Source organism: Sulfuricella denitrificans skB26, from assembly GCF_000297055.2.
GTDB lineage: Bacteria > Pseudomonadota > Gammaproteobacteria > Burkholderiales > Sulfuricellaceae > Sulfuricella > Sulfuricella denitrificans.
In genome coordinates, this window is record NC_022357.1 from 1,947,252 (window position 1) to 1,973,267 (window position 26,016).

Genomic DNA, 26,016 nt, shown 5'->3' on the forward strand with positions numbered 1-26,016 from the left:
GGAATGCTTAAACGAATGCGGGCGGCGCCTGGGAGGGAGGCGGCCCGGCCCGGAAGGGCATATAGGGAAGTATAGAGGGTGATGCAATAGCAACAAGGTAAGTCGAATAAGGCGCGTTCAAGCAGAGAGCACCAGGCGGCGCGCCGTTAAAGCCATCATTCGTGAGGTCGCGCTTGAATTCACAGGCGGCGCCGACCACGGGCGAGTCGCTCATGTCGGCCTTGAGCTCCGTTGCATGCTCCACATGGAAAGCCGACGACTCCAAACCCAGGTCATGAACATGCACATGAGATGAAACATGCACGCCGCCCGCATGGGCGTGCAAAACCGGCACCAGACATTGGAGGAATGTCAGAACCAGTAACAGGCAGTAATTCTTTACAGTCTTACTCATAGACACATTCTAAACCAGAATTTCCACGAGCGACAATCTTTTTACTATTGGCAAAGCCCGACGAGGGAGTTAGGATGCGGCTAGGAGCCTATCATAGGTGTGTGGTAATCCACGACACGCGCCATTTGGCACGGATGCTACCCAAGAGCACATTGATTTAATTGCCTCTATTTCAGGCACACTTCTTGCGACAAGCCTATGAAATCTTTTTCGGATAAATTGTTATGGGGCATTATAGTATTGCTGGCTGCAGCCATGGCCATTACGGCAGCGGTCAAACTGTCGCCTCTGCTCAACCCGCCGCAAGATATCAGCCTGCCGCTGAATGCGGCTTGCGATCTGCATCAAGGACCATGTACCACCTCACTACCCGGCGGAGGGCGCCTGGAATTCTCCCTGGAGCCCCGACCGATCCCGGTGCTGAGACCGCTCAGGCTGCAAGTGCGGGCCACCGGCATCAAGGCCGATTCGGTGGAAGTGGATTTTGCCGGCGTGGACATGAAGATGGCTTTCAACCGCCCGCGCCTGGTGTCCGGCAAAGAGGGCCTGTTTACCGGGGAAGCCACACTGCCGGTGTGCGTACGCAACAAAATGGCCTGGCAGGCGACCGTACTGGTCGAGGCCGACGGTCAGCGAATTGCAGTGCCATTCAGATTTGAAACGAAACGATAAAACCATGAAAAAAATTCTTGTCGCCATCATCGTAGCACTCGGCTTGTCGCTAGTCTGGGCCATTACGGTGTGGCAGCCCTCCAGTAATCAATCCGGCACCCACTCCCCACTCGGCTTGGCGGAAGTTCCCCGTGGCGGAGACTTTACCCTGCGCTCTCCGGACGGCCCGCTGGCGCTGCATGATCTGAAAGGCAAGGTGGTACTGCTGTATTTCGGTTATACCTTCTGCCCGGATATCTGTCCGACTTCGCTCGCCTTCACTTCCCAAGCGCTTGCCTCGCTCAACGAAGCAGAGCAGAAAAAGGTGCAGATGCTGTTTGTCACGGTGGATCCGGAGCGCGACACGCTGGACAAACTCAAGACCTACACCGCGTATTTTAACCCCAACATTGTGGGGCTGAGCGGCACACCGGAGGAAATCGCCAAAGTCGCCAAACTTTACGGCGCGAGCTATTCCAAGCAGAATACCGAATCGGCCGGCGGCTACGTAGTTGATCATTCAGCGTACACTTACGTCATTACGCCCGACGGCAGCCTGCTCAAAACTCTCGATCACGGCACCCCGCCAGCGCAGGTCGTCGAAGCAATCCGTGCTGCAATACAAGTGAAATAAATTTTATCAACTGAAGGAGAAAAGCATGACTGACAAGTTCCGTTCCATCCGCATCGCCGCTTGCGTTCTGGCCACACTGATTGCCGCCCCGGCATTGGCGGGTTCCGCCGCAGAGAGCATTTCCGCCGACGACCCCTATGTGCGCATGGTACCTCCCGGCATGACTGTCTCTGGCGCGTTCATGGTACTCAAGAACGCCGACAGCAAGGATCACAAAGTGGTCAAGGCAGACAGCCCGGCGGCCAAGGCGACGGAATTGCACACTCACACCAACGATGGTGGCGTAATGAAAATGCGTCAGGTCAAGGACATCGAGATCAAGACCAAGGGCGAAGCCGTACTCAAACCCGGCAGCCTGCACGTGATGCTGATCGGCCTGAAACAGGAACTCAAGGAAGGTGATAACGTAGCGATCACGCTGACCTTCGAGGACGGTAGCAGCAAGAAAGTTGAAGCACCGGTACGCAAAATCCAGACCGAAATGAAAATGGAAATGAATCATGACCACGAGGGCATGAAACACTAAGCCACATACTCACCCGCCCACCTCGGACGGGTGAGGGCCTTCTGCCGCACCTCCCCATGACTTGATTTTATTACCGTCTATTTCAGTCAGCCAGACTTTAGAACACCCTTTCCCCTGCAATATTGTCTTTTCAGCACGAATCGCCAGAGAAGAACCTATACTGGATTTGATAGTCTGAACTGAAAAGCAATGCGTCCAGCATGGAATCTGTAGTCGTTTCGATTGCCGAGCGTGAGGAGTGGGCCGTGAACACACCGCATAGGGAGCCATGGAATTTCAACGACTGGATGGCACTCAGCCGATCAGACCCCACGGCTTTCGAGGAAAGGCGCAGACGCGTGATTGAGGAGGCCATTGCGCGTGCTCCGCACCACAGACATCCCCCGGTTGCGCGCCCTGCAATGGCGCATCGACATGGCGCGTAGCAAGGCGAGCAATCCGCTCTCGGCCTGCATCCGGCTATACAACATGATGTGGGAAACACTCAACGGCGAGAATAGCATGATGTCCGCAATCGGGAGACTGACGGGATCAACTCCTGCCTCTTCGGGGGAAGGACGGCTTCCCCATTCAGCCAAAATATTGACATTCAAGCCCCGCAAACGGCTCCCCTGATACCCCGCATTTTCCCGCCAAACCGGAAAGTGCTAGTGCAGACTAGGCATATCTTCCCCGTCCGCCCTGCCGCTGGCGATTTCGGATGGTGTGGCGTCATTGACCGACACCACGTTCACGACGAAGGTCACCGTCTGGCCAGCCATAGGGTGATTGGCGTCGATAGTCAGCTTGCCATTCTCGATCTTGGTGACGAAAAACTTCATCGCCTCGCCCTTATCGTTCTCGAACTCCACCTCGGCACCCATATGACGAAATTCCGGCGGCACGTTGTCGATGTCGTCGGTGAAGGTCAGTTCAGAATGATGGCTGCCGAACCCTTCCTGCGGATTCAGTGTAACTTCGATCTTATCGCCGGCAACTCGGCCTTCCAGCGCTGCTTCGATTTTCTCGAACAGTCCGCTGTCAGCCCCGTGGACGTAGCCAATCGGCATGTCGTACTGCTCGAAGACCTTGCCACTCTCGTCCAGAATCACATAAGTCACGTGTACTGTCTTGTTCCTGCCGATTTTCTGCTCAGCCATGAAGGTAATTCCTGATCGGGTAAAAAAGCTGGTTATTGTAGCAGCTTAGGATTTTGGCAGCACTTCCAGCGACACGTGCAGTTCACGCTGGATTTTATCCAGTGGCCATGAAAGCGTCAGCGTAACCGCCTGCATGATTTTCTCGAAGCCCGCCTCTGACTGGGATACGCTGAAATGGGGCCGGCTAACCAGCCGGGCCGGCTCGCTCAGGGTCAATTTTACCATGCCACCCAGAACGTCGTCGTCAAGCAGTAATTCCCTCACCGAATCCAGTTCCATCAGCTGACCGAAACCACCCGGCACCTGGCCTGCAAAGATGAACTTCCCGGCCGGACCATCACAGCTTGGCATGGCGAGATTGATTTCAGTGGTGAACGTGCCGCGGGATTCCTTACCGAAGCGATAGCTCGCTTCCAGCCTGTTTTCAGATAAGTACACACGTTTTTCCACCCCGTCTCCGATAAAGGTCAGAGAAAGGTCGCGCTCCGTCTTCAGCTGGTAATCCTGCAAGGGCGAGAACCCTCCGCCCTCCGGCTGGATGCTGTCGACGAACAGGCCACGCGGGCGCACATCGGTAGCCAGATCCTCCGAATGAATCTCGTGCTTGAAGACGACGCGATCATGCGCCGAGGCAATACCGGCGCCTTCGTGCTGACCATGCTCCTCGCGCAAATGGATTTTTCGATGGTAGTGCTCGGTCTGGCGCATCAGGCTGTCGGCGAAATTGTGGCGCAGCGGGTAGCTGTCGAACTCGATCACGCTGGCATTGCCGTCCACCCGTACTACCGCCTGCAAGGCGGAGTTATGCAGAAAAACCTCATCCTGGCCATCGAGGTCGCAATCAAAACGGGTTCTTCCTGAACGCGGATCGCATTGATCGAGGCTGCCCTCCAACTCGACGATGGCGTGGTACACCGCGCGCCGCAAGTGCGGCAGGTACAGGCCGCCGAACAGTCCATGCCAGTAGGCATCATTGGCTTGGGCACGGTACAGCGCATCGAGCATAGCCGGCTTCTTGCGGTTCGACGGCAGCTTGTCCAGCCGTTCGGACAGCCCCAGCATGCGCTTGTGCATCCAGTTCGCCTCGGGATAGCGGGTAAGGAAATTCTTCCACATCCCGCCGCGCAGGAACGCCTTGTCCTGAGCGAACCACCCTTCGGCCTTGGCGCGCGCCAGCAAGTCCGCATACTGGTTGGCGGCAGGCGCCGGCAGGCTCCACTCGTTCATCTCGATATAGGAGGTGGTGGGCAGATAAACTACGCCGCGCGTTTTGGCGGCAGCGTGGTAATCGCTGTAACGCTGGGTGCGGATTTTCGGCGAGGCGAGCACACCCTCGATGAAGCTCACCAGCCAACCCTTCTCGTACACCCATTCGTAGGTTTCCGGCCAGATCCCGAATTTCTCGATGTCATCGAAATACACCGCCGCGGTGCGCCCTTCGTCTGCCAGGCTCTCCAGATAAGCAACCGCCTCGTTGGCGGGCGAAAACGGGAAACGGTAGCGCAGTTCCTCGGAAATCGGGAACAGATCCAGCCTGCGTCCGTCCTCTTCGGTCGTGTAGAAGCCGTCCAGTTCAGCCGCGGTCTTTCCGGCGCAGAAGAAATGGTAGTCGTCCACGGTAACATAACGAATCTTCGAATCGGCCAGCGCCGGAACCACCGTTGCTTCCCACACTCGCTCGGTCAGCCAGGCGCCCGCCGGCCTCTGGCCCAGTTTCTTTTCCAGCTTGTCGGACAGCCGCGTCACCTGCCCGACGCGGTCTCGATGGGGAATCACCGCCAGCACTGGCTCAGTGTCACCGGCACCAAACAGCTCAACCTGGCCGCGCTTGACCATTTCGCGCAGCAGCGCCATGTCTTCAGGGTAATGCTGGAACAGCCAGTCCAACAACCAACCGGAAAAATGCACGGCAAAATGGAAGTCGGGGAAGCGGTGCAGAGTATGGATGAACGGGCGGTAACAGCGCAGGTGCGCATCTTCCAGTACTTCAGGAAAGTTGCCGACGGGCTGATGGGCGTGGACGCCGAGCAGGAGGGAAATTTGACGTGCCATGTAAGAAACCCTTATTTAACCGCAGAGGACTCGGAGGACGCAGAGGAAATGCGATAATGTTTTATTGTTTCCCTCTGCGTCCTCCGCAGTGAAAAGTTGCTGTTCAAGCTGCTCTGCGCATCGCTCCGCCCGCTTCGGGGCTGCCGCCGCCATGGCTGATCGGTTTGCCGAGCTGCTCCGGTATGGGCAGCTTCAGCAATCGGTAGAGGTTCGCCAGATTATCCCGATACAGCTTGTCGAAGCTTTCTACGCTGTGCTGCGGATTGTAATCACCGAACCACCAGAACCAGTCGGAACCTTCGCAATCGGCCAGCTGTTTATGTGCGAGTTCAACTTCCTGCTTGTCCAGGCGGCCGCTGCCCATGACCAGGTCGAAGTTTTGCTTGGCGGTGCACAGCAGGTCCCAGGCGCGGTTTTTTGCGGGCTCTCCGATCCAGGTGGAAAACGTGCCATACACCCAGCTGCCGGCAACCAGGTAGGGCAATTTGCCCATCGCAGGGCTTGTTGTGCTGGCATTCTCGACCAAGCCCAGCGGCAATTGCACCTGCATACCGTTGCTTTCCACGCAGCCGTCGAGATAATCCTTGAAGGTGGTGGAGCGGATGAAAGGGTGCGACTCCAGCGCATCGTACATTTCGGATAGAAAGTAATATCCGTTGTAAGGGTAGTATTCCCAGGCGTTTTCCCCGTCCAGGATAACGCTGACCACCGGGCTCTCGCCTTCCGGCGTATGCCGCCAGATTTCCTCCAGTTCATCAATGAAATTATCCACTGCATCCCTGCCGAACCACTTCGCGTACTCGAAGCCGATTTTGTCAGACAGACGGTCATCGCGGAAAAAGGAGACGATCTCATGATCGCCCGTAGCAAGGCGGTAAGGCCGATAGAGATAGTCCATTCTGGACGGTAACGGCTGGTTCCCATCCAGTCCGCGCAGACTGTTAACCAGCACCGATTCTCCGCTCGCCATCCAGCGGCAGCCATGCTCGGCAAACACTGTCGCTGCCGCCTGCGACACGCCGCCCTCTGCGGGCCAGATGCCCTGCGGCGCAACGCCAAATCGGTCGCGATGGCTTTCGATCGCGGATGTGATATGAAAGGAGGCACGCTTGAGTCCGCCCGGATAGCACGTCGCTTCCGGCAGGACGACGCCAGGCATACTTTCCCGCGCCACCTTGAAGTCAATCAGGAGCGGCACGATGGGGTGATAATGGGGCGTAGTGGAAATTTCGATCTGCCCGGAATCTGCCAGGCTACGGTAACGCGGAATCAATCCCCGGATGGTTTTTCCGATCAGATCGAACAGTTGACGACGGTCGGCAAGGGTGAAATGCGAGCCCTTCGCCATCAGATTGACCACTAGCTCGCTGCCGCGCCGCACGCTTTCACCGCACCACACCAGGTGGTACCAGACCAGCAGATCTGCCATATACTGCCCGGAAAGGAAATCAAGGCTCGCTTCGCCATTCAGTTCATGATGCTTGTACAGATCGCTCAGCCGTTTGTAGGCCGGGTAAGGGTCAATCATCTTGGTATGGTTGCTGCGGAAACAGCTGTCAAAAATCAGCCCGCGCCTGACGGAAGAGAGATTATTCAGGTCCTTTTCATCCAACAAGGCAAGCAGCGGGTCGCGCAGCTTGCCTTCCTCGAATTGCCGACTGTAATCCTCCAGCTGATCCAGCAGCACGGGAACGAAATTGAACACCGACTTGGCTTGGGGATGGCTTTCCAGATGATAGGCCATGTCGGAATAATCCTTCATGGCGTGCAAATAGGTCCACGGCAGCATGTATTCGCCCGTGGTCAGGTTGCGGTAATCAGGCTGGTGCATGTGCCAGCACAGGATCAGGTGGAGCTTTTTGTCGGTCATATGATTTAGTACTGAGTGCTGAGCTGAAAGTGCTGAGTCAGTGGAATCCCTGCGTGATGGCTAGCTCAGGATTCAGGATTCAGGACTCGGCACTCAGGACTCGAATTATCTAAGATGATGCAACTTCTGCCCAAGCATCTCGGGCGTAATCAGCGTGATTCCATTTTTTGTCACGTGAAAGCGCTTGGCATCTTCCTCGGGATTTTCCCCTACTACCAGACCATCTGGTATCTTGCAGCCCTTGTCCACCACCACCCGACGCAGGCGAGCGCCACGACCGATGTTCACGTCCGGCAGCAGCACTGAATCGCTGACCTCGGCAAAACTGTGGACATAGACATTGGAAAACAGCAGCGAGCGACTAACCGTTGCACCGCTGATAATGCAGCCGCCGGACACCAGGGAATCCACCGCCACGCCCCGACGAGTTTCATCGTCGAACACAAACTTGGCGGGCGGCAACTGCGCCTGGTAAGTCCAGATCGGCCAGGTCTTGTCGTAAAGATTAAGGTCGGGGGTGACCTTGGTGAGCTCCATATTGGCTTCCCAATAGGCATCCACTGTTCCCACATCACGCCAGTATGCCGATTCGCCCGGTGCGGCAACACAACTATCGGAAAAACTATGCGCAAACATGCGGTAGCGCGACATGATATGGGGAATGATGTCCTTGGCGAAATCATGCGAAGAATTCGGATCGTCAGCGTCGCGGGCCAGTTGCTCATAGAGAAATTCAGCGTTGAACACGTAAATACCCATGCTCGCCAGCGCCATATCGGGATTGCCCGGGGTCGACTGCGGATGCTCCGGTTTTTCATTGAAGGCAACCACGCGATGCCCTTCATCGACCGACATCACGCCGAATTCCCTGGCATCTTCGATCGGCACCTCGATACAAGCCACCGTCATATCGGCCGCACTGGCGGCATGAAACGCCAGCATTTCGCCGTAGTCCATCTTGTAAACATGATCGCCCGCCAGGATCAGGACATAGGTCGAATCGTAGTTGCGCAAAATGTCCATGTTCTGGAAAACCGCATCGGCGGTGCCACGGTACCACATGGTTTCGTCGATGCGCTGCTGTGCCGGCATCAGTTCGACAAATTCGTTGAATTCGCCGCGCAGGAAACTCCAGCCACGGTGCAGATGCTGCAACAGGCTATGCGCTTTGTACTGGGTGATGACGCCGATGCGGCGGATGCCGGAATTGACGCAGTTGGAAAGGGGGAAATCGATGATCCGGAACTTGCCGGCAAATGGGACGGCGGGCTTGGCGCGCCACTCGGTCAGGTTCTTCAGACGGGAACCGCGGCCGCCGGCGAGGATCAGCGCGACGGTGTTTTTTGTCAGCAAGCTGACAAAACGTGGGTATTCTTTCTCCAAGACTGACCTCCACTTACAATTATCGGAAACCTGTTGAAGCCCATCCGAGCACAGCTACGCGGGGAGCTCAAGGAGGGATTATAGCAGACTGAAATCTCCCGCAACCCGAGTAACAGTCGTTATAATCCAAATATACTTCTAATTTAGAGAAACACCACACCCATGAAAGTAAATCCGCAGGTGAAGTCTTTGCTTCAAGCTCGGCTGCACGATCCTTTCGCCTTCCTCGGCACTCATCAAGCCAACGGAAGGTGGACAGTCCGGGTATTTGCACCCTACTCCGAAAAACTCTGGCTACAGATCGGAGATGCTTGGGAGGATATGCAAAAAACCGACTCGCATGGCCTGTTCGAGTGGAACGGCAAGGAAGCGCCTCACACGCCGTGCCACCTGCGCCACCTGCAAAACGGGGTACTGAAAAACAGCCACGACACCTATTCCTTCCCCAGCACCATCAGCGAGCACGACCTCTTTCTTTTCGGCGAAGGCCGGCTCTACCAGGGCTACCACATGCTGGGTGCACAGCCGATGGAAAATCTCGGCATCGCGGGCGTGCGCTTCGCGGTGTGGGCACCCAATGCGGAAAGAGTCAGCGTGGTCGGCGACTTCAACTGCTGGGACGGTCGCGTTCACACCATGCGCAGCCTGGGAAGCTCGGGCGTGTGGGAAATTTTCATCCCCGGACTTTCTCCCGGCAGCCTGTACAAATTCGAAATCCGTAATCGCCACAGCGGCCAGGTGCTGGTCAAGGCCGATCCCTACGCCAGAGAATTCGAACTGCGCCCAAACACCGCCGCCCGCATTACGGCATCTGCAGGCCATGCCTGGCAGGACGGCGCATGGCTGGAAAAACGCAAGAACCTCGACTGGCTGCACGCGCCGTTCAACATCTACGAAATCCATGCCGGCTCATGGCGGCGTCATCCTGACGGGCGCTTCTATACCTGGCGCGAACTGGCCGAAAGTCTGGTCCCTTACGTCAAGGAAATGGGTTACACCCACATCGAACTGCTACCGATTTCCGAGCATCCCCTGGACGAGTCCTGGGGCTATCAAACCACCGGCTATTTCGCCCCGACTTCCCGCCACGGCACGCCGGACGAACTGCGCGCATTCATCGACGCCTGCCACCAGGCGGACATCGGCGTCATCCTCGACTGGGTGCCGGCGCACTTCCCGCAGGATGCCTGGGCGCTTGCCAACTATGACGGCACCGCCCTGTACGAGCACGAAGATCCGCGCCTGGGCCTGCATATCGACTGGGGCACCCACATCTTCAATTTCGGCCGCCACGAGGTAAAAGGTTTTTTGCTGTCCAGCGCCCATTACTGGCTGGATGAGTTCCACTTCGATGGCCTGCGCGTGGATGCCGTCGCTTCCATGCTCTACCTCGACTATTCGCGCAAGGCCGGCGAATGGCTGCCGAACAAGTACGGCGGACGGGAAAACCTCGAAGCTATCGACTTCCTGCGCCAGCTCAACATCATGGTGCACGACGAATTCCCCGGCGCACTCACCTTCGCCGAGGAATCCACCTCCTGGCCTATGGTATCGCGCCCGGTTTACCTCGGTGGCCTGGGTTTCTCGATGAAGTGGAACATGGGCTGGATGAACGACACCCTGACCTACATGCAGAACGACCCGGTGCACCGCCGTTACCACCACAACGAACTCACCTTCGGCCAACTCTACGCCTATACGGAAAATTTCGTACTGCCGTTCTCCCATGACGAAGTGGTACATGGAAAACGCTCGTTACTCGCCAAAATGCCGGGCGATGGCTGGCAGAAATTTGCCAACCTGCGCCTGCTGTTCACTTACCAGATGACTTACCCCGGAAAAAAACTCAACTTCATGGGCAACGAACTGGCCCAGGGCCGGGAATGGCGCATCGGCGGAGAACTTGACTGGGAACTACTGGAGCGCGAGCAGCACCAGGGAATGAAAAGCCTGTCGCGCGACCTCAATCGTCTCTACCGTGACCGGCCCGCCCTGCACGAACTTGATTTCACATCGAACGGCTTTGCCTGGATCGATTGCCACGACGCCGACCAGTCGGTGCTTTCTTACCTGCGGCGCGACCGCAATGGCTCGTTCGTGGCAGTGATGCTGAACTTCACACCAGTGCCGCGTCTCGGCTATCGCATCGGAGTGCCCCGGCCCGGCTTGTACCGCGAAATCCTCAACAGCGACTCCCTGTTTTACGGCGGTTCCAACCAGGGCAATGGCGAAGGCGCCGTTGCCGAGAATACACCCTGGATGGGCCATCCTTATTCCATCGTGATAACCGTACCGCCGCTGGCGGGAATAATATTGGCTTTGGCCGAATAAAATAACCGCGCCCTCTGCGGTATCAAGGAAAGTTATGTCCGCCCTCACCCGCTCGACACACTGGCAAGCGCTGAAAGCGCATCAGAAAACACTGGTTCCAACCTCGCTACGCGAGCTGTTCGCAGCCGACCCCAAACGCTTCGACAAATTTTCCCTGGAGGCCTGCGGCATCCTGCTGGATTATTCGAAAAACCGTATCGACTCGGAGACCATGACGCTGCTGGCGGCGCTGGCGCGTAAAGTGGATGTCGAAGGCTGGCGCGAAAAGATGTTCGCCGGCGACAAGATCAACTTCACTGAAAATCGCGCGGTACTGCACACGGCGTTGCGCAACCGCTCCAGCCGTCCGGTCATGTTCGACGGGCACGACGTCATGCCTGAAATAAGGCGCGTGCTCAACAAGATGCGTGAATTTACGGAAAGCGTGCGCTCTGGCCACTGGAAAGGCCACACCGGCAAGCCGATCACCGATATCGTCAACATCGGCATCGGCGGCTCCGATCTCGGCCCGGCAATGGCCTGCCTGGCGCTTGCGCCTTATGGCAAGCCGGACTTGCATGCCCACTTCGTCTCGAATATCGACGGCACCCAGCTGGCGGAAACGCTGAAGCGGCTCGACCCGGCAACCACGCTGTTCATTGTCGCTTCGAAGACCTTCACCACCCAGGAAACCATGACCAACGCGGCTTCAGCACGCGAATGGCTGCTCCGTTCGGCGCATGACGAAACCGCAGTGGCCCGACATTTCGTCGCTGTCTCTACAAACACCGCAGCCGTCGCCCAGTTCGGCATCGACACCACGCACATGTTCGAATTCTGGGACTGGGTGGGCGGCCGCTACTCGCTGTGGTCGGCAATCGGACTGCCGATTGCCGTTTTCATCGGCATGGACCATTTCGAGGCCTTGCTGACCGGCGCATTCGAAATGGACGAGCATTTCCGCAAAGCTCCGCTGGAAAACAACATGCCGGTGATCATGGCCCTGATCGGGATGTGGCACGCCAATTTCTGGAATGCCCACAGCCACGCCGTGCTGCCCTACGACCAGTCCCTCGCGCGCTTTCCCGCCTACCTGCAACAGCTCGACATGGAAAGCAACGGCAAGCGCGTCGACCGCAGCGGCAAAACCGTCGATTACAATACCGGCCCGGTAATCTGGGGCGAACCTGGCACCAACGGCCAGCACGCCTTCTACCAGCTGATTCACCAGGGCACCCGGCTGGTGTCGGCGGATTTTCTCGCCCCGGTGGAAAGCCACAACCCCATCGGCGAACATCACGCCATCCTGCTCTCCAACTTCTTCGCCCAGACCGAAGCGCTGATGAAAGGAAAAACGGCAGAAGAAGCCCGTGTCGAACTGGAAGCGGCAGGCATGAAGGGCGCGGCGCTTAAACAGTTATTACCGCACAAGGTGTTTCCCGGCAATAGCCCGACCAACTCGATTCTGTTCCAGAAACTCGACCCCAGGACCCTGGGCGCGTTGATCGCACTCTACGAGCACAAGGTGTTCGTGCAGGGCATGATCTGGAACCTGAATTCCTTCGACCAGTGGGGGGTGGAACTGGGCAAGCAACTGGCGCAAAAAATCCTTCCCGAGCTCGCAGGAAAAACGGTTGTCAACACCCATGACACTTCCACCAATGGACTGATCAATTATTTTAAACAGCGAAAACTGTAAATGGCACAGGCGCTCTCTCCCCATTCGGGTGAAAAACACTGGCACCTGCCCGCACAGCCCAAAATACTGGCAAAAATCGAGGGTCTGGCACGCAAGCCCAACCTGAACATCAGCAGCCTCTCCACTCTTGTGGCACAAGATGTCGGCCTGTCTGCGCTTCTTCTCAAGTCAGTCAATTCCGTCTATTTTGGCCTGGAAGAACGCATCAGTTCGATCAAGCATGCCATTGCCCTGCTTGGCATGCAGCAAACGCTGAATATCGCCCGTACCGAATCACTGCGCCGTACCGGGGGCGGAGAAACCCATGCGCTTGCCGACAGTCGGATTACCGAACGCTCGCGTGAGGTCAGCACGATGTGCGCCATCATTGCTACCGAATGCTTTGATGAAGATCAGATATCTTCCGAACTCGCTTACATGATCGGTCAATTCCATGACTGTGGCATCGCGATACTGATGCGCGATTACCCGAACTATTGCACCTCGCTCGATGACCTGGAAAACAAATTCTGGCCCGATCTGCTCGCGGAAGATCAGAACAACCAAACCGACCACGGCATGGTGGGCTGTTTGCTGGCGGAAAACTGGGGGCTGCCCGATCCGGTGTGCCAAGCCATTCGCCATCACCATCACATCCAGCAATCAGGTGAGGAATCGCGCGCCCTTGTTGCCATCCTGCAAATGGCGATGCACTTGTTCAACGTAAGAACAGGAAACGATGACAGAGAATGGGAAAACAATATCGATCATGTTCTTCAGGCACTGGAAATAGCGCCTGAAGAGGTCGAAGAATTCGAAGAGGACGTACGCCGGATTTTCCACGAGCGGAACGCTCACGCCAGCTAAAAACCAATTATTTCGATGAAGAGGGGAGAGATGAAGCGAACTTCGAGCTACCCTTCAAGCAAGATGCTTTCAGCCAGCACATCCACCCCTAGCCGTGGCGTGATGGCGTGAGCGGGGATATGGGCGCCGGCGCGCCAGTTCATCACGGCTTCACGCTTGCTTTCCCCGGTAACCAGGAACAACACCTGCTTTGCCTGACTCAAGCGCCAGGCACTCAAGCTTACCCGCTCAGCCGGAGCCTTGGGCGCATCAAATACCGGCAGAGCCACAGGAGAACCCACTCCCTGGCCCAAATCGTTGCCAGGGAACAGGCTGGCGGTATGGCCATCCTCGCCCAGCCCGAGCAGCACCAGATCGAACTCCCCAACCTGCTTCAAGGTGACAGCATAGGCTGCAGCAGCAGCTTTTGCACCCATTTCGGCCGGAATTGCATAAACTTGTTTTTGCGGCACCGGAACATGGTCCAGCCAGGCGTCCCGCGCCATGCTGCTGTTGCGCTCGGAGTCGGCAGCGGGCAGGCAACGCTCGTCGCCGAAATAGATATGCCAGGCTTCCCAGTTGGTCTTTAAAGTTCGCAGCCGCTCATACAGGGCGCGGGGGGTATTACCGCCGGCCAGCACCAGACGGAAGACGCCGGAACCTGCGATCGCCTGCTCGGCGGCAAGAGAAATCATGCTGACAGCTTCCGTCTGCAACGACTGCACAGAAGAAAAAAGATACCAGCGGCAAAGCTGTGTGGGGGTCATATCTTCACCATAAAACAAACTGCCGCAGTACATTCCAGACAACCGCGGCCCACCATGCAGATACTCATATCTGCCCTCTTTTCCCATTACACTTCTCAAGTATAGATCAGGAAAGTGAATGCATCGCCCAATACGATTCGGGTGGGTCTACGATCTGCAGCAAAAAAAGATTGCGGCAAACCGATATGCGGCCGAGGCGAAACTCAGAATATGTTCATACCTTGATGTAAACCCAGTCCTGCTTCAGACGCAAGGTGATCTGGTCCAAGGCGGAGGAGGCAACCCCTGTATGCGGTAGCAGTTGTACGTCCACCCCTTTTCCCTGGAGTTTCTTGATGGTCTGGCTGCAGGCTATGAACCCGAGGTTAGGATATTTTTCTTGCATCAAGCCGATACGCTTGGCATAGGGAGAGACATCCGCGCGCAACAAATCTACCCCCCCACCATTGGCAACGATTTCAATCTGGAGCTTTCGACCGGACCGTCGATAGCTGTCCAGCAGGTTCTCAGTTTCGTCCAGCGCTGTTTTGAGCCGGATTGGATTGGATGAACTCACGTGAACTATGAATTTTTGGGACTCCGCCCCGACATCGTTGCGCTGCGCGCTCTGGAGCAGGCGCGTCATTTCTTTGTCGCCCCCCATCCCTGTCCAGGTGTGGGCAAACCAGCCGGAGGCTGCGCCGATGCTCAGCAGCAGGCAAGCAGCCAGCGCCTGAAGATGGGACGCGCGGAAACGCCGCCCTTTCACCGCCGATCTGCCCGGGGCAGGAGGGTGCTCGTAGGCGTGCCGCATCCTCTCCTTCAGCCCGCGCAGCTCACACACCCGTTCCTTCAGCGCATCATCATGTTCGATCGCATCGAACGCCTGGCTTTTCTCAGCCCCGTCGAGTTGATCATCCACAAACGCATTGAGGAATTCATCTGAAACGCCTTGATCATTCTGCTTCATTTTATTCTCCTGATTCGGCTGATCTGCGCAGACTGCACTGGGGCAAGCTCCTGCAACATCTCCTTCAACGCCCGCCGCGCTCGACACAAACGGCTCATCACGGTGCCAACCGGAATTTCCAGGATGGTGGCAACCTCGGCATAGGAAAATTCTTCCAGATCCACCAGCGTCAGAACCTGGCGCTGGCCCATCGCGAGCCGTGCTACCGCCCCGCGCACTCGCCCCACAATCTGGGTCTGCGCATGCTCATCTTCAGGTGTGGTTTCGTGCACACAGCGGTAATCCTCAATTTCATCAATATCCTCCATCTCCCGGTGTTGCCGGAAATGATCGCGCCAGCAGTTGGTCAAAATACTGAACAGCCAACTATTCAGCATTTTCGGATCGCGCAACTGACCGTAATTTTTCAGCGCCTTGGACAGGGTTTCCTGTACCAGGTCGTCTGCCAGCGCCGCGTCATGACTCCAGGAGTATGCAACCCGGTATAGACGCACTCGGCTTTGCTCCAATTGGTCGTGGAAGGTATGAGAGCGACTGAACAGGGAAAGGATTTTCATCGTATCGGAAGATCGGCCTGAAAATTGATCATAAAGTATACGACGTGGCAGCCAACTAAAATATTCCATCACCGGCGAATTATTTAATTTTTAAAAAAATTCGGAATAAATGCCTTGTCCCAGCCGTCTTCAATTGTAGTAGCAGTACACCGCTACAACTCACATTACAAACAGGAGACAACACCAAATGAAAATTTTACGTCAATTCCAGCACATGGTCGCCGCTTCCGCGCTGGCACTGTCCTTTGCTTCTAGCGCCGCCCAGGCCGTCGATGCTCCCGCCCCGCAAGCTACCGCGGATAAGCAAAAAGTGGTATTCCAGGTCAGCGCAGGCGACCCGAAAATATGGAACCTTGCACTCAACAACGCCAAGAACGTACAGCAAGAACTTGGTGCGCAAAACGCCGACATCGAAATCGTGGTCTATGGCCCCGGAATCGGCATGCTCAAATTCGATTCCGCGGTCGCAAACCGTATCGATGAAGCCGTCGGAAGCGGCGTCAAGATCGTCGCCTGCGAGAACACCATGAAGGCACAGAACCTCACCAAGGACGACATGCTCTCATCCCTTAGCTATGTACCGGCTGGCGTGATCGAACTGATGAAAAAACAGAAAGAAGGCTACGCCTACATTCGCCCCTAAAACGGCAAAGCGCGTAGACCGACCAAATTAAAATTCAAATACCCTTCAGGAGAGGACAATGAAAAAAACCCTACTGGTGACCGCAATGGTCGCCGCTTTCGCGCATGCACCCGCCTCATTCGCCACCAACTGGTTCCAGCTGCAGAACAACGAGCAGCCGGGCGCTGCGCCCTATACTTTCTGGGGCTTCATCCAGCCCACCTATACGCATAACGAAGGCGGGACAGTCAGCGGTATTCCCGCGACGGTCGTATCCCCGGTAAACGGCGCCAATGTTGCAGTTCCGGCGGGGCTTCGGGCTTACAATGGACAAACTGCCCTGTTCAATCTGGTGGGACCTGATCTATCCCACAGCGACCAGTTGCAAATGTTTCGCGCACGCCCCGGGGTGCGCGGCGTGATTCCTGGAACGGACGAGAAAATCAATTATTTCGTCCTCGCCGAACTCGGCAATAACGCCCTGACCCGTGAAAGGCAAGCCGTACTTACTGACGCCACGGTAACCTTGAATTACATCCCCGGCGCGCGCATTCGTGTCGGCCTGGGCCGCCTCCCGCTCGGCGAGGAAGCCATGCAAGGCGTCCAGATCATGGATTACATCAACTTCACCACCGTCACCGACCAGTTACTCAATGAACGTTTCGTGGAATCCTACGCAAATGCATCGCGCACCCATGCTGCAGTGGTGGGCGCGCCGATGGCGATGTCAAAACTCAATGGTGCATTTGGCGGCTATCGCGACGTCGGTGTCGAAGTGTACGACTGGTTCAACCGGGGCAGATGGGAATATACCTATGCGGTGATGGCCAGCCAGGCCAATGGCATTAGTTTCGGCGACGACCTCAACAGCGGCAACCACGATGTGACGGCGCGCGTACAGGCCTCCTACGTGTTCCAGGGGGCCGGCCCGAAACGCGAAGACGTCACGGCTTACGCCTGGCATCAGGACGGCAAGCGCGCCTTTGGCGGCACCGACTACACCCGCATCCGCGAAGGCATCGGCGCCAAATACCTGCGCAACGGCGTACGGGTCAGCGGCGAATACATACGCGCCAAAGGCATGATCTATGTCGCCCCCACACCGCAATTCAACGACATCGGCGCCCCTGCCTATGAACCGGTTGATTATGTGGCGCTTGACTCCAGCAACAAGGCCGACGGCTATTATCTGGAGACGGGCTGGAAGTTTGCGCCAAAATGGGAAGTGGACCTGCGCTATGACGAACTCAGCAAAATGACGAATTCGGCCTACGACGAACGCAAAGCCACCACCTGGACCCTGGGCGGCCAGTATTTCTACAGTCCCAAGGTACGCTTTGTGCTGAATTATGAAATCCGCGACATCAAGGTCGTTCACCCTGAGGCGCAATTGACCAACGGGCAAAAAATCCAGGGTACCGCTGCTGGAATTATTGGCGGTTCAGTCGGCAACCGGCTCAGCGCACAGATGACCTGGATTTTCTGACAATACCCGTAGCACCTCTGCACGGGGCCGCGAGCCCGGTCTTTCTGGCCGGATCGCGGCCCCTTCTCCATTGCGAATTGCCGGCATGATACAATTTGAACAAAATTCAAGGTGATGCTCATGCCGGCCCCAAGCGCAAAAAAATCAAAAAAGTCCCTTAAAGTTCTTTTCGTCACATCTGAAATCCACCCCCTGATCAAGACCGGTGGGCTGGCTGATGTCAGCGGCGCATTGCCCGCGGCATTGCGCGAGCTCAGCACGGAAGTGCGAGTGCTGGTGCCGGGTTACCCGAAAGTGCTGGCCGGCGCCAAGAACAAGCGCCTGCTTCACACCTTCCACGATCTGCCCGAAGCTGACGAAGTACACTTACTATCGGCCTCACTGCCTGGCAACGGAGTGCCGCTGCTGATCATCGATTGCCCGGTACTCTACCAGCGCGACGGCGGCCCTTACCAGAACCCTGCCGGCGTAGACTGGCCGGACAATGCTCAGCGTTTTGCCCTGCTTTCACGGATCGGCGCCATTCTTGGCAGCGATGCCACGCCCCTCTCATTCCGTCCCAACATCGTTCACTGCAACGACTGGCAAAGTGCACTGGTACCCGCGTTTCTGCGCTTCATGCATGGAAAGAAAGCGGCGACAGTCATGACCATACACAACCTCGCCTTCCAGGGCATCTTCCCGCCACACGTCGTGACCGAGGTCGGTCTACCGCCGGCATGCTTCAGCATCGAGGGAGTGGAATACTATGGCAATTTCTCCTTTCTCAAGGCCGGCCTCTACTATGCCGACCACATTTCCACGGTCAGCCCCACCTACGCGCAGGAAATCCAGCAGGAAGCACTCGGCTTCGGCATGCAGGGTCTGCTCACTCGCCGCAGCAACAAACTGACCGGAATCGTCAACGGCATCGACACCAGCGACTGGAATCCAGCCGCTGACCCGCATCTGGTGCAGGGATACGACGCTGGGAACATGGCTGGCAAGACCGCCAACAAGCTCGCCCTGCAGGAAAAAATGGGGTTGAAGCGCGACCCGGACATCCCGCTGCTCGGCATGATCAGCCGTATCACCCAGCAGAAAGGCGGGGATCTGCTGCTGGAAATTGCGCCGCAACTGCTGCGAGAAAACGTGCAGATTGTCCTGCTTGGAACCGGCGAAACCGTGCTGGAAAACGGCTTCCGTAACCTCGACCACGCACATCCGGACAGGGTGGGGGTGACGATCGGCTTTGACGAGGGATTGTCGCATCTGGTCGAAGCCGGCGCAGATCTGTTCCTGATGCCCTCTCGCTTCGAACCCTGCGGCCTCAACCAGATGTACAGCCAGCGCTATGGCACGCCACCAATCGTGCATGCCACCGGCGGTCTGGCCGACACGGTGGAGGATGGCGTCACCGGCTTCGTGTTCGAACCGATGACCGCCGAGGCATTTCTGGCCAGCATCAGACGTGCACTCACCACCTACCACGACAAGCAAGCATGGCACGCCATCCAGCACAACGCCATGACGCGGGATTTCAGCTGGAAAAAAAGCGCCGAGGATTACCTGGCGCTTTATAAAGCAGTCCTGAGTCCTGAGTCTACAAATTATCGCGCAGCGATAACCACGCACTCAGGACTTTCTACTCGGCACTCAGCACTGTGCTTCAAAGCCAAACCATCAGCCCCATCTCCAACGGATGAGTCAGGAGCTCCTGCCAGGGGTAAACGCGGATTTTGTAATCCAGATGACCACACCGGTCCGGGGCCAGATCGAGGGTAAACAGATGCTCCCCGGTCGCCTCGACGAGTCCCTGGAACGAGAAGCTGAAGTGCAGGTAATCCTTCATCTCATTGCGATTAGGGCGACGCATCATCAACTCGACCCTCACATCCTCCGGCGCCAGGCCGTTCAGTTTCAGGGCAACTTCGAAACGCACTTTGTCCCCAAATTGAATGCGCTTCTTCGGCGTATACAGGCGGCGAATCTCGACACCCTCCCAGGCGGCGAGGATCTTCATTTTCCAGGCTGAAACATTCTTTGCATTTACGTAGCCATCGCGGGCGTACAGCTCGCCTTGGCGGCTGGCCTGAAGGTAAAAGTGGGACACGTATTCGCCCACCATCCGGTTTGAATTGAAGCGCGGCAGCAGGGTGCCGATCGAACGCTTGGAACGCCTGATCCATTCCGCCGAGTAGCCCATCTTGCCGCGATCGTAGTACTGGGGCACGATACGGTCCTGCAAAATCTCGTAAAAGGTCTGGCTGTCTTCCTTGTTGCGGCGGTAATCGTCCATGTAGGTCGGTGCCGGTTTGATCGCCCAGCCGTTGGTGCCGTCGTAGCCCTCGCCCCACCAGCCGTCCAGAACCGAGAAATTGATCGCGCCATTGATGCCCGCCTTGATACCGGAAGTGCCGCTCGCTTCGAGCGGGTACACCGGGTTGTTGAGCCACACGTCCACACCCGCAACCAGCCTGCGCGCCAGGCCCATATCGTAGCCTTCCACCAGCAGCACTTTGCCCTCGAATTCCGGCATGTGGGACATCCCCTGAATATGCCGGATCAGATCCTGGCCCGGGCGGTCGGCAGGGTGGGCCTTGCCGGCAAAAATAAACAGTACCGGACGGTCTGCCTCGGAAATAATCTGACTCAGCCAGGTCGGATCTTCGAACAGCAGCGCGGCGCGCTTGTAGGTGGCAAAGCGTCGGGCGAAACCGATAGTGAGAACGTTCGGATTGAGAGGATCAATGTGCTTCAGCAGCCTGTCGAGGTGGGCTTCGGAGCCGTTGTTGCGAAAATGCTGCTGGCTGATGCGAAAGCGCACCAGTTCGAGCATTTGCGACTTGAGCGACTGACGCACGCTCCAGAACAGGTGGTCGGGAATCTCGTCGATACGCTCCCAGTAGCCCTGCTCGGTAAGATTATGGCGCCACTGGTAGCCGAACTGGTTGTCGAACAGGTCGATCCATTCCTGCGCCAGGAAAGTCGGCATGTGCACGCCGTTGGTGACGTAGCTCATCGGGTTTTCTTCGGGCACCAACTGCGGCCACTGGCTGGCGCAGATACGCGAGGATACTTCGCCGTGAATGCGGCTGACGCCGTTGTGAAAGCGCGAGCCGCGTAGCGCCAGGGCGGTCATATTGAAATCCGGCCCATCCGGCGTGCGGCCCAGAGCAAGAAACACTTCGCGGCTGATTTTCAGCTCATGGCACATGTGCTGGAAATAGTCGCAGACCGTGTTCTCGGCGAAATGATCATGCCCCGCCGGCACCGGCGTGTGGGTGGTAAACACGGTATTGCCGGCACCCGCTTCCAGCGCGCTGGCGAAATCCAGCCCTTCGGCAACCAGGTAGCGAGCGCGTTCCAGCACCAGGAAGGCGGCATAGCCTTCGTTGATGTGCCACACCGTGGGCTTCAGCCCCAGCGCTCTGAGAGCGCGCACACCACCGACGCCAAGGACGATTTCCTGCATGATGCGCATGTTGCTGTCGCCGCCGTAAAGCTGGTGGGTGATATTGCGATCCTCGGGCGTATTTTCCTCCAGGTCGGTATCGAGCAGGTACAGCATGATGTGGCCGACCCGCACCTGCCATACGTTGGCCTTCACAATCCGTCCCGGCAGGTCGACGTAAACGTGCATCTCTTTGCCATCCTCCCCCAGAGCGGGAAGGATCGGCAGGTCTTCGAAATCCGAATCGCTATAAGTGGCGATCTGATTGCCTTCGCCATCGATAATCTGGGAAAAATAGCCTTGGCGGTAAAGCAGTCCAACCGCAACGAAGGGCAGGCGCAGATCACTCGCCGACTTGCAGTGATCGCCAGCGAGGATGCCGAGACCGCCGGAATAGATCGGAAAACTTTCGTGAAAGCCGAATTCGGCGCAAAAATAGGCGATCAGATCGCCTTCCTTGAATTGTTCGTGATTACCACCGCGACGTAGCGGTTCGTTGTGGTAAGTATCGTAAGCCGACAGCACGCGATTGACGGTGGCCAGAAAAACCTGATCCTCCGCCGCTTCCACCAGGCGCTTTTCATCCACCCGGCGCAGAAACACCTTGGGGTTGTGTCCGACCGCATCCCACAAGCCGGGATGCAGGCGCGCAAACAATGTCCGGGTCGGCTTGTCCCAGCCGTACCAGAGGTTGTTGGCAAGCTCCTCCAGACGCAACAGCTTGCGCGGAATCTTCGGGTTGACTTCGATAACGAAAGTGTTGCCCTGCTTCATGCTGATTCCTTAAATCTTTGCTAAAAAAGACGATTCACCGCGGAGGACGCAGAGGGCGCGGAGAAATTCAAAAGCTACGCGCTATTGCGCGCTCACAAAGGCAGGCCTGATATAAGCTCTTGTTTTTGTTTTTCCTCTGCATCCTCCGCGTCCTCTGAGGTTCAATAGCTTTTTACAACCTATTCCAGCCGAAGGAAATTCTCCCGGTAATACCTCATCTCGCCGATGGATTCATACACATCGGCCAGCGCGGTATGGTTGTTCTCCTTCTTGAAACCGCCGTAAACCTGCGGCCTCCAGCGCTTGGCCAGTTCCTTCAGGGTGCTCACGTCGAGGTTGCGATAGTGGAAATAATCCTCGAGCTTGGGCATGTAGTTCGCCATGAAACGGCGATCCTGGCAGATCGAATTGCCGCACATCGGCGATTTTTTCCCCGGTACGTACTCCTTCAGGAACTCGATCAGTTGGGCTTCGACGGCGGCATCATCCAGTTTCGATGCTTTGACCTTGTCGATCAGGCCGGATTTGCCATGAGTCGCCGTATTCCAGGCGTCCATGCCATTCAGCACTTCATCGGACTGGTGCACGACCAGTACCGGCGCTTCGGCGATGGTCTCCAGATTGGAGTCGGTGATCACCAGCGCGATTTCGATGATGCGATCCCGTTCGGGAACCAACCCGGACATCTCCATGTCGATCCAGATGAGGCGATTGCTGTCTTGTGCCATAATGGAAACCTAGTAACCTAAAGTGATGTATTTTAGCCCGAAACCACACGTGACTCCATGACATTTACCCTGATCTTCCTCGCTGCACTGACAATCTCCGTACTCTTGCGCTACTGGCTCGCACAACGCCACATCCGTCATATCCAGGCACACCGTGCCAGCGTGCCGCAGGATTTCGCCGACCGCATCAACCTGGAATCGCACCAGAAAGCCGCTGATTACAGCATAGCCAAAACCCGCATGGACAATCTGCACCTCGTGCTGGAATCCGCCCTGCTGCTGGCCTTTACCCTGGGCGGCGGGATCGAGTTGCTGTACGGCCTGTGGCACGGCCTGCTCGGATCGGGGCTGTGGCAGGGCACGGCGCTGATTCTGAGCGTATTCGCTATTTTAACTCTAGTTGAAATTCCGCTGGGGTTCTACAGCGCCTTCGGTATTGACGCACGTTTCGGTTTCAACAAGATGACGCCGGCACTGTTTTTCACCGACCTCGCCAAGCAGATGCTGCTCGGCGCGGCGCTCGGCATTCCCCTGTTGCTCGGCGTACTCTGGCTGATGGGTCAGATGGGTGAATACTGGTGGTTCTATGTTTGGAGCGCGTGGATGGGATTCAATCTGCTGGTGCTGGCGGTTTATCCCACCTTCATCGCTCCGCTGTTCAACAAGTTCACACCGCTTGCAGATTCGACACTGAAAGAGCAAGTCGAACATTTGCTGCAGAAATGCGGCTTCCACGCACAGGGCTTCTACGTAATGGACGGCTCCAGGCGCAGCACCCATGGCAACGCCTATTTCAGCGGCTTCGGCAAATCCCGGAGGATCGTGTTTTTCGACACCCTGCTGACACGCCTCGGCCACGACGAAATCGTCGCCGTACTGGCCCACGAACTCGGCCACTTCAAGCACCGTCACATCATCAAGCGCATCGTCCTGATGGCCGCCATGAGCCTGGCTGGACTGTGGCTTCTCGGCTGGCTGATGGACAAGGAATGGTTTTACCACGGCCTCGGCGTCACCACGCCAGGCACGGCCACGGCACTGCTGCTGTTCCTGCTGGCGATGCCGGTGTTCACTTTTCTGCTGCAGCCGCTGATGAGTTTTTATTCGCGCAAGCACGAATTCGAGGCCGACCGCTATGCTGCAAAAAATGCCAGTGCCGACGATCTGGTGCGGGCGCTGGTCAAACTCTACAACGACAACGCCTCGACCCTAACCCCCGACCCGTTGCACTCGGCGTTCTACGATTCGCATCCACCGGCAGCGATCCGCATTGCACAGCTTCAGGCTCATGCTAGTATTCAGTAACATCCACCCACGGAGGTCCACATGAAATTTATTACACTGCTCCTTAGCCTGCTGCTCGTCAGCGCCCCTGCGCTTGCCGATCCCTTTCCCAAGGGCGATGCCAAGATCGGTAAAACCCTGCACGACAAGTCCTGCACCAGCTGCCACGTTTCCATGACCGGTGGCGACGGTTCGGCCATTTACTCGCGTCTCGAACGCAAGGTAAAGAATCCGCAGCAACTCCAGGCTCGCATCCGCAACTGTAATGCCAATGTCGGCGCGAACTGGTTTCCTGATGAAGAAAACCACGCTGCAGCCTACCTCAACAACGCCTACTACCATTTCAAGTAACCCCATGAATCCGTTAAGCTCAGAGCAAATCGCGCAGCAACTGGGCACGCTGGCAGACGGCTGGGAATATGCCGACGGTAAAATCAGCAAAACCTACCGCTTCGATGACTATTACCAGACCATGGCCTTCGTCAATGCCGCCGCCTGGGTTTCCCATCGAGAGGACCACCACCCCGACCTTGAAGTGGGCTACAACCAGTGCCGGGTTCGATATCACACCCATGACGTCAACGGTCTGTCCGAAAACGACTTCATCTGCGCGGCGAAGATAGACGCCCTGCTAAGCCTCTAGAGTGGGTATGTTGCAGCACGGCCAGGTTGTTGCCGCCTTCGGCAGGCACTTCGATGTCGAAACGGCAGAGGGCATCGTTTCCTGCGTCACCCGCGGGAAAAAAGGCGGCATCGCCTGCGGCGACCGGCTCCAGATCGAGATGACCGGCACCTCCCAGGGTGTGATCAAATCGATCGACCCGCGCTCTTCACTGCTGTTCCGCTCCGATGAGTTCAAGGAAAAAACCATTGCCGCCAATGTCACCCAGATCATCGTCGTGGTGGCAGCAGAGCCGGCCTTCTACGAGGATCTGGTCAGCCGCTGCCTGATCGCGGCCGAGGCGGCTTCGCTCAAGATCGTCATCGTGCTCAACAAGTGTGACCTGGAGCAGGCAACCCAGGCCGCGCTCAAAAAGCTCAAGCTGTACTGCGACCTCGGCTACCCCCTCGTCACACTCTCGGCCAGACAGGACATCAGCCCGCTGCGCCCCTATTTACAGGGCGAAACCAGCGTACTGGTGGGGCAATCCGGCATGGGCAAATCGAGCATCATCAACGCCCTGCTGCCGGCGGCGCAGGCGCACACACGCGAGATTTCCCAGGCACTGAATTCCGGCAAGCACACCACCACCCATGCACGCCTCTACCACCTTGATGACGACAGCCATATCATCGACTCGCCCGGCCTGCAGGAATTCGGCCTGAGTCACGTCAACGAGATGGACATCGCCCATGCCTTCGTCGAATTCCGTCCCTACCTCGGCCATTGCCGCTTCAGCAATTGCCGCCACCTGGTGGAGCCGGGCTGCGCCGTACTGGAAGCCACGATGGCTGGCGAAATCGACCGACGACGGCTGGGTACTTTCCACAAACTGGTCAGGTGAGCACGCCTCTGCCTTGCCCGTGCGGCCGGCCTTACAGTTACGAAGATTGCTGCGGACGCTATACCGGCGACGACACCCCCGCCCCCACTGCCGAAGCGCTGATGCGCTCGCGCTACACAGCCTACACCCTGGCGCAGGAACCCTATCTGCTCGCCACCTGGCACCCCAGCACCCGCCCAGCCGCGCTGGACCTCAACACCGAACCCCGGCCCAAATGGCTCGGCCTGCAAGTCAAACGTTACCAGGAAACCGACGGCAGCCACGCCGAAGTCGAATTTATTGCCCGCTACAAGATCGGCGGCCGCGCCCACCGGCTGCACGAAACCAGCCGCTTCGTGCGCGAAGAGGGGCAGTGGTATTACCTGGATGGGGATATCAAGGAAAGCTGAGGCAGCACGGATTATTCGATCCGAATATTACATTTCGGT

The 26,016-nt window shown here is 57.1% G+C and carries 26 protein-coding genes; 16 read left to right on the forward strand and 10 right to left on the reverse strand.

Annotation, left to right across the window (positions count from 1 at the left end; translation table 11 throughout):
• Positions 1 to 7 precede the first annotated feature (7 nt).
• Entirely contained in the window at positions 8 to 394 is a 387-nt protein-coding gene (locus tag SCD_RS09485; protein WP_009204921.1) for a hypothetical protein, read from the reverse strand.
• A 198-nt stretch (positions 395 to 592) separates the two neighbouring features.
• Here SCD_RS09485 and SCD_RS09490 point away from each other — a divergent pair, with 198 nt between their 5' ends.
• The 5 genes from SCD_RS09490 (at position 593) to SCD_RS16145 (ending at position 2,820) form a co-directional block, all read left to right on the forward strand.
• A complete protein-coding gene (locus SCD_RS09490; protein WP_023506932.1) occupies positions 593 to 1,066 on the forward strand; it encodes a hypothetical protein in 474 nt (157 codons plus the stop codon).
• Positions 1,067 to 1,070: 4 nt separating this feature from the next.
• Positions 1,071 to 1,679, forward strand: coding sequence for an SCO family protein (locus SCD_RS09495; RefSeq protein ID WP_009204923.1), 609 nt, complete (start codon positions 1,071 to 1,073; stop codon positions 1,677 to 1,679).
• Between the two features lie 25 nt (positions 1,680 to 1,704).
• Positions 1,705 to 2,205, forward strand: a complete 501-nt coding sequence (locus tag SCD_RS09500; RefSeq protein ID WP_009204924.1) for a copper chaperone PCu(A)C — start codon at positions 1,705 to 1,707, stop codon at positions 2,203 to 2,205.
• A 287-nt stretch (positions 2,206 to 2,492) separates the two neighbouring features.
• Entirely contained in the window at positions 2,493 to 2,630 is a 138-nt protein-coding gene (locus SCD_RS17120; protein ID WP_408645532.1) for a DUF3135 domain-containing protein, read from the forward strand.
• The gene (locus SCD_RS16145) at positions 2,566 to 2,820 is read left to right on the forward strand and encodes a DUF3135 domain-containing protein (protein WP_009204926.1); all 255 of its coding nucleotides are present in this window, start codon (positions 2,566 to 2,568) and stop codon (positions 2,818 to 2,820) included. The genes SCD_RS17120 and SCD_RS16145 overlap by 65 nt, the downstream gene beginning before the upstream one ends.
• A 32-nt stretch (positions 2,821 to 2,852) precedes the next feature.
• Here the strand turns inward: SCD_RS16145 and SCD_RS09510 are convergent, their stop codons facing one another.
• The 4 genes from SCD_RS09510 to glgC form a co-directional block, all read right to left on the reverse strand.
• Positions 2,853 to 3,344 (reverse strand): FKBP-type peptidyl-prolyl cis-trans isomerase, encoded by a 492-nt coding sequence (locus SCD_RS09510; protein ID WP_009204927.1) that lies wholly within the window; start codon positions 3,342 to 3,344, stop codon positions 2,853 to 2,855.
• A 45-nt stretch (positions 3,345 to 3,389) separates the two neighbouring features.
• Positions 3,390 to 5,396: an alpha-amylase/4-alpha-glucanotransferase domain-containing protein gene (locus SCD_RS09515; RefSeq protein ID WP_009204928.1), complete on the reverse strand. Its 2,007-nt coding sequence runs from the start codon at positions 5,394 to 5,396 to the stop codon at positions 3,390 to 3,392.
• A gap of 103 nt (positions 5,397 to 5,499) precedes the next feature.
• Positions 5,500 to 7,266 (reverse strand): glycoside hydrolase family 57 protein, encoded by a 1,767-nt coding sequence (locus tag SCD_RS09520; protein WP_009204929.1) that lies wholly within the window; start codon positions 7,264 to 7,266, stop codon positions 5,500 to 5,502.
• Positions 7,267 to 7,371: 105 nt separating this feature from the next.
• Positions 7,372 to 8,649, reverse strand: a complete 1,278-nt coding sequence (glgC, locus tag SCD_RS09525) for a glucose-1-phosphate adenylyltransferase (RefSeq protein ID WP_009204930.1) — start codon at positions 8,647 to 8,649, stop codon at positions 7,372 to 7,374.
• A 162-nt stretch (positions 8,650 to 8,811) separates the two neighbouring features.
• On the opposite strand from glgC, the gene glgB reads away from it, so the two are divergent.
• From glgB to SCD_RS09540, 3 genes are read left to right on the forward strand one after another with little or no spacing between them, the layout of a single operon-like run.
• The gene (gene glgB, locus SCD_RS09530; protein WP_009204931.1) at positions 8,812 to 10,980 is read left to right on the forward strand and encodes a 1,4-alpha-glucan branching protein GlgB; all 2,169 of its coding nucleotides are present in this window, start codon (positions 8,812 to 8,814) and stop codon (positions 10,978 to 10,980) included.
• A gap of 34 nt (positions 10,981 to 11,014) precedes the next feature.
• Positions 11,015 to 12,658 (forward strand): glucose-6-phosphate isomerase, encoded by a 1,644-nt coding sequence (gene pgi, locus SCD_RS09535; RefSeq protein WP_009204932.1) that lies wholly within the window; start codon positions 11,015 to 11,017, stop codon positions 12,656 to 12,658.
• Complete coding sequence (locus SCD_RS09540) at positions 12,659 to 13,504, forward strand: HDOD domain-containing protein (protein ID WP_009204933.1); 846 nt, start codon at positions 12,659 to 12,661, stop codon at positions 13,502 to 13,504. It abuts the gene before it with no gap.
• 47 nt (positions 13,505 to 13,551) lie between these two features.
• Here the strand turns inward: SCD_RS09540 and pgl are convergent, their stop codons facing one another.
• The 3 genes from pgl to SCD_RS09555 form a co-directional block, all read right to left on the reverse strand.
• The gene (pgl, locus tag SCD_RS09545) at positions 13,552 to 14,250 is read right to left on the reverse strand and encodes a 6-phosphogluconolactonase (RefSeq protein WP_009204934.1); all 699 of its coding nucleotides are present in this window, start codon (positions 14,248 to 14,250) and stop codon (positions 13,552 to 13,554) included.
• Between the two features lie 214 nt (positions 14,251 to 14,464).
• On the reverse strand, positions 14,465 to 15,199 hold the full coding sequence (locus SCD_RS15740; RefSeq protein WP_009204935.1) for a hypothetical protein: 735 nt from the start codon (positions 15,197 to 15,199) through the stop codon (positions 14,465 to 14,467).
• Positions 15,196 to 15,756: an RNA polymerase sigma factor gene (locus tag SCD_RS09555; protein WP_009204936.1), complete on the reverse strand. Its 561-nt coding sequence runs from the start codon at positions 15,754 to 15,756 to the stop codon at positions 15,196 to 15,198. The genes SCD_RS15740 and SCD_RS09555 overlap by 4 nt, the downstream gene beginning before the upstream one ends.
• Before the next feature lie 187 nt (positions 15,757 to 15,943).
• Here SCD_RS09555 and SCD_RS09560 point away from each other — a divergent pair, with 187 nt between their 5' ends.
• The 3 genes from SCD_RS09560 to glgA all read left to right on the forward strand — a co-directional run bounded on the left by SCD_RS09560 (position 15,944) and on the right by glgA (position 19,628).
• On the forward strand, positions 15,944 to 16,399 hold the full coding sequence (locus SCD_RS09560) for a DsrE family protein (protein WP_009204937.1): 456 nt from the start codon (positions 15,944 to 15,946) through the stop codon (positions 16,397 to 16,399).
• A gap of 58 nt (positions 16,400 to 16,457) precedes the next feature.
• Complete coding sequence (locus tag SCD_RS09565; RefSeq protein ID WP_009204938.1) at positions 16,458 to 17,864, forward strand: porin; 1,407 nt, start codon at positions 16,458 to 16,460, stop codon at positions 17,862 to 17,864.
• 120 nt (positions 17,865 to 17,984) lie between these two features.
• The gene (gene glgA, locus SCD_RS16150) at positions 17,985 to 19,628 is read left to right on the forward strand and encodes a glycogen synthase GlgA (RefSeq protein ID WP_009204939.1); all 1,644 of its coding nucleotides are present in this window, start codon (positions 17,985 to 17,987) and stop codon (positions 19,626 to 19,628) included.
• Here glgA and glgP read toward each other — a convergent pair.
• Entirely contained in the window at positions 19,513 to 22,071 is a 2,559-nt protein-coding gene (gene glgP, locus SCD_RS09575) for an alpha-glucan family phosphorylase (protein WP_009204940.1), read from the reverse strand. The genes glgA and glgP overlap by 116 nt on opposite strands.
• A 179-nt stretch (positions 22,072 to 22,250) precedes the next feature.
• Complete coding sequence (gene orn, locus SCD_RS09580; protein ID WP_009204941.1) at positions 22,251 to 22,799, reverse strand: oligoribonuclease; 549 nt, start codon at positions 22,797 to 22,799, stop codon at positions 22,251 to 22,253.
• Between the two features lie 57 nt (positions 22,800 to 22,856).
• Here orn and SCD_RS09585 point away from each other — a divergent pair, with 57 nt between their 5' ends.
• The 5 genes from SCD_RS09585 to SCD_RS09605 are packed head-to-tail and all read left to right on the forward strand — an operon-like array spanning position 22,857 to position 25,977.
• Entirely contained in the window at positions 22,857 to 24,104 is a 1,248-nt protein-coding gene (locus SCD_RS09585) for a M48 family metallopeptidase (RefSeq protein ID WP_009204942.1), read from the forward strand.
• Positions 24,105 to 24,125: 21 nt separating this feature from the next.
• The gene (locus tag SCD_RS09590) at positions 24,126 to 24,434 is read left to right on the forward strand and encodes a c-type cytochrome (RefSeq protein ID WP_009204943.1); all 309 of its coding nucleotides are present in this window, start codon (positions 24,126 to 24,128) and stop codon (positions 24,432 to 24,434) included.
• A gap of 4 nt (positions 24,435 to 24,438) precedes the next feature.
• Positions 24,439 to 24,726 carry a 4a-hydroxytetrahydrobiopterin dehydratase gene (locus tag SCD_RS09595; protein WP_009204944.1) on the forward strand — a complete coding sequence of 96 codons (288 nt, stop codon included), beginning with the start codon at positions 24,439 to 24,441 and terminating at the stop codon, positions 24,724 to 24,726.
• Between the two features lie 7 nt (positions 24,727 to 24,733).
• A complete protein-coding gene (gene rsgA / locus SCD_RS09600) occupies positions 24,734 to 25,588 on the forward strand; it encodes a ribosome small subunit-dependent GTPase A (RefSeq protein ID WP_009204945.1) in 855 nt (284 codons plus the stop codon).
• Positions 25,585 to 25,977 (forward strand): YchJ family protein, encoded by a 393-nt coding sequence (locus SCD_RS09605; protein ID WP_009204946.1) that lies wholly within the window; start codon positions 25,585 to 25,587, stop codon positions 25,975 to 25,977. Before rsgA ends, SCD_RS09605 begins: the two co-directional genes overlap by 4 nt.
• The last annotated feature ends 39 nt before the right edge of the window (positions 25,978 to 26,016 follow it).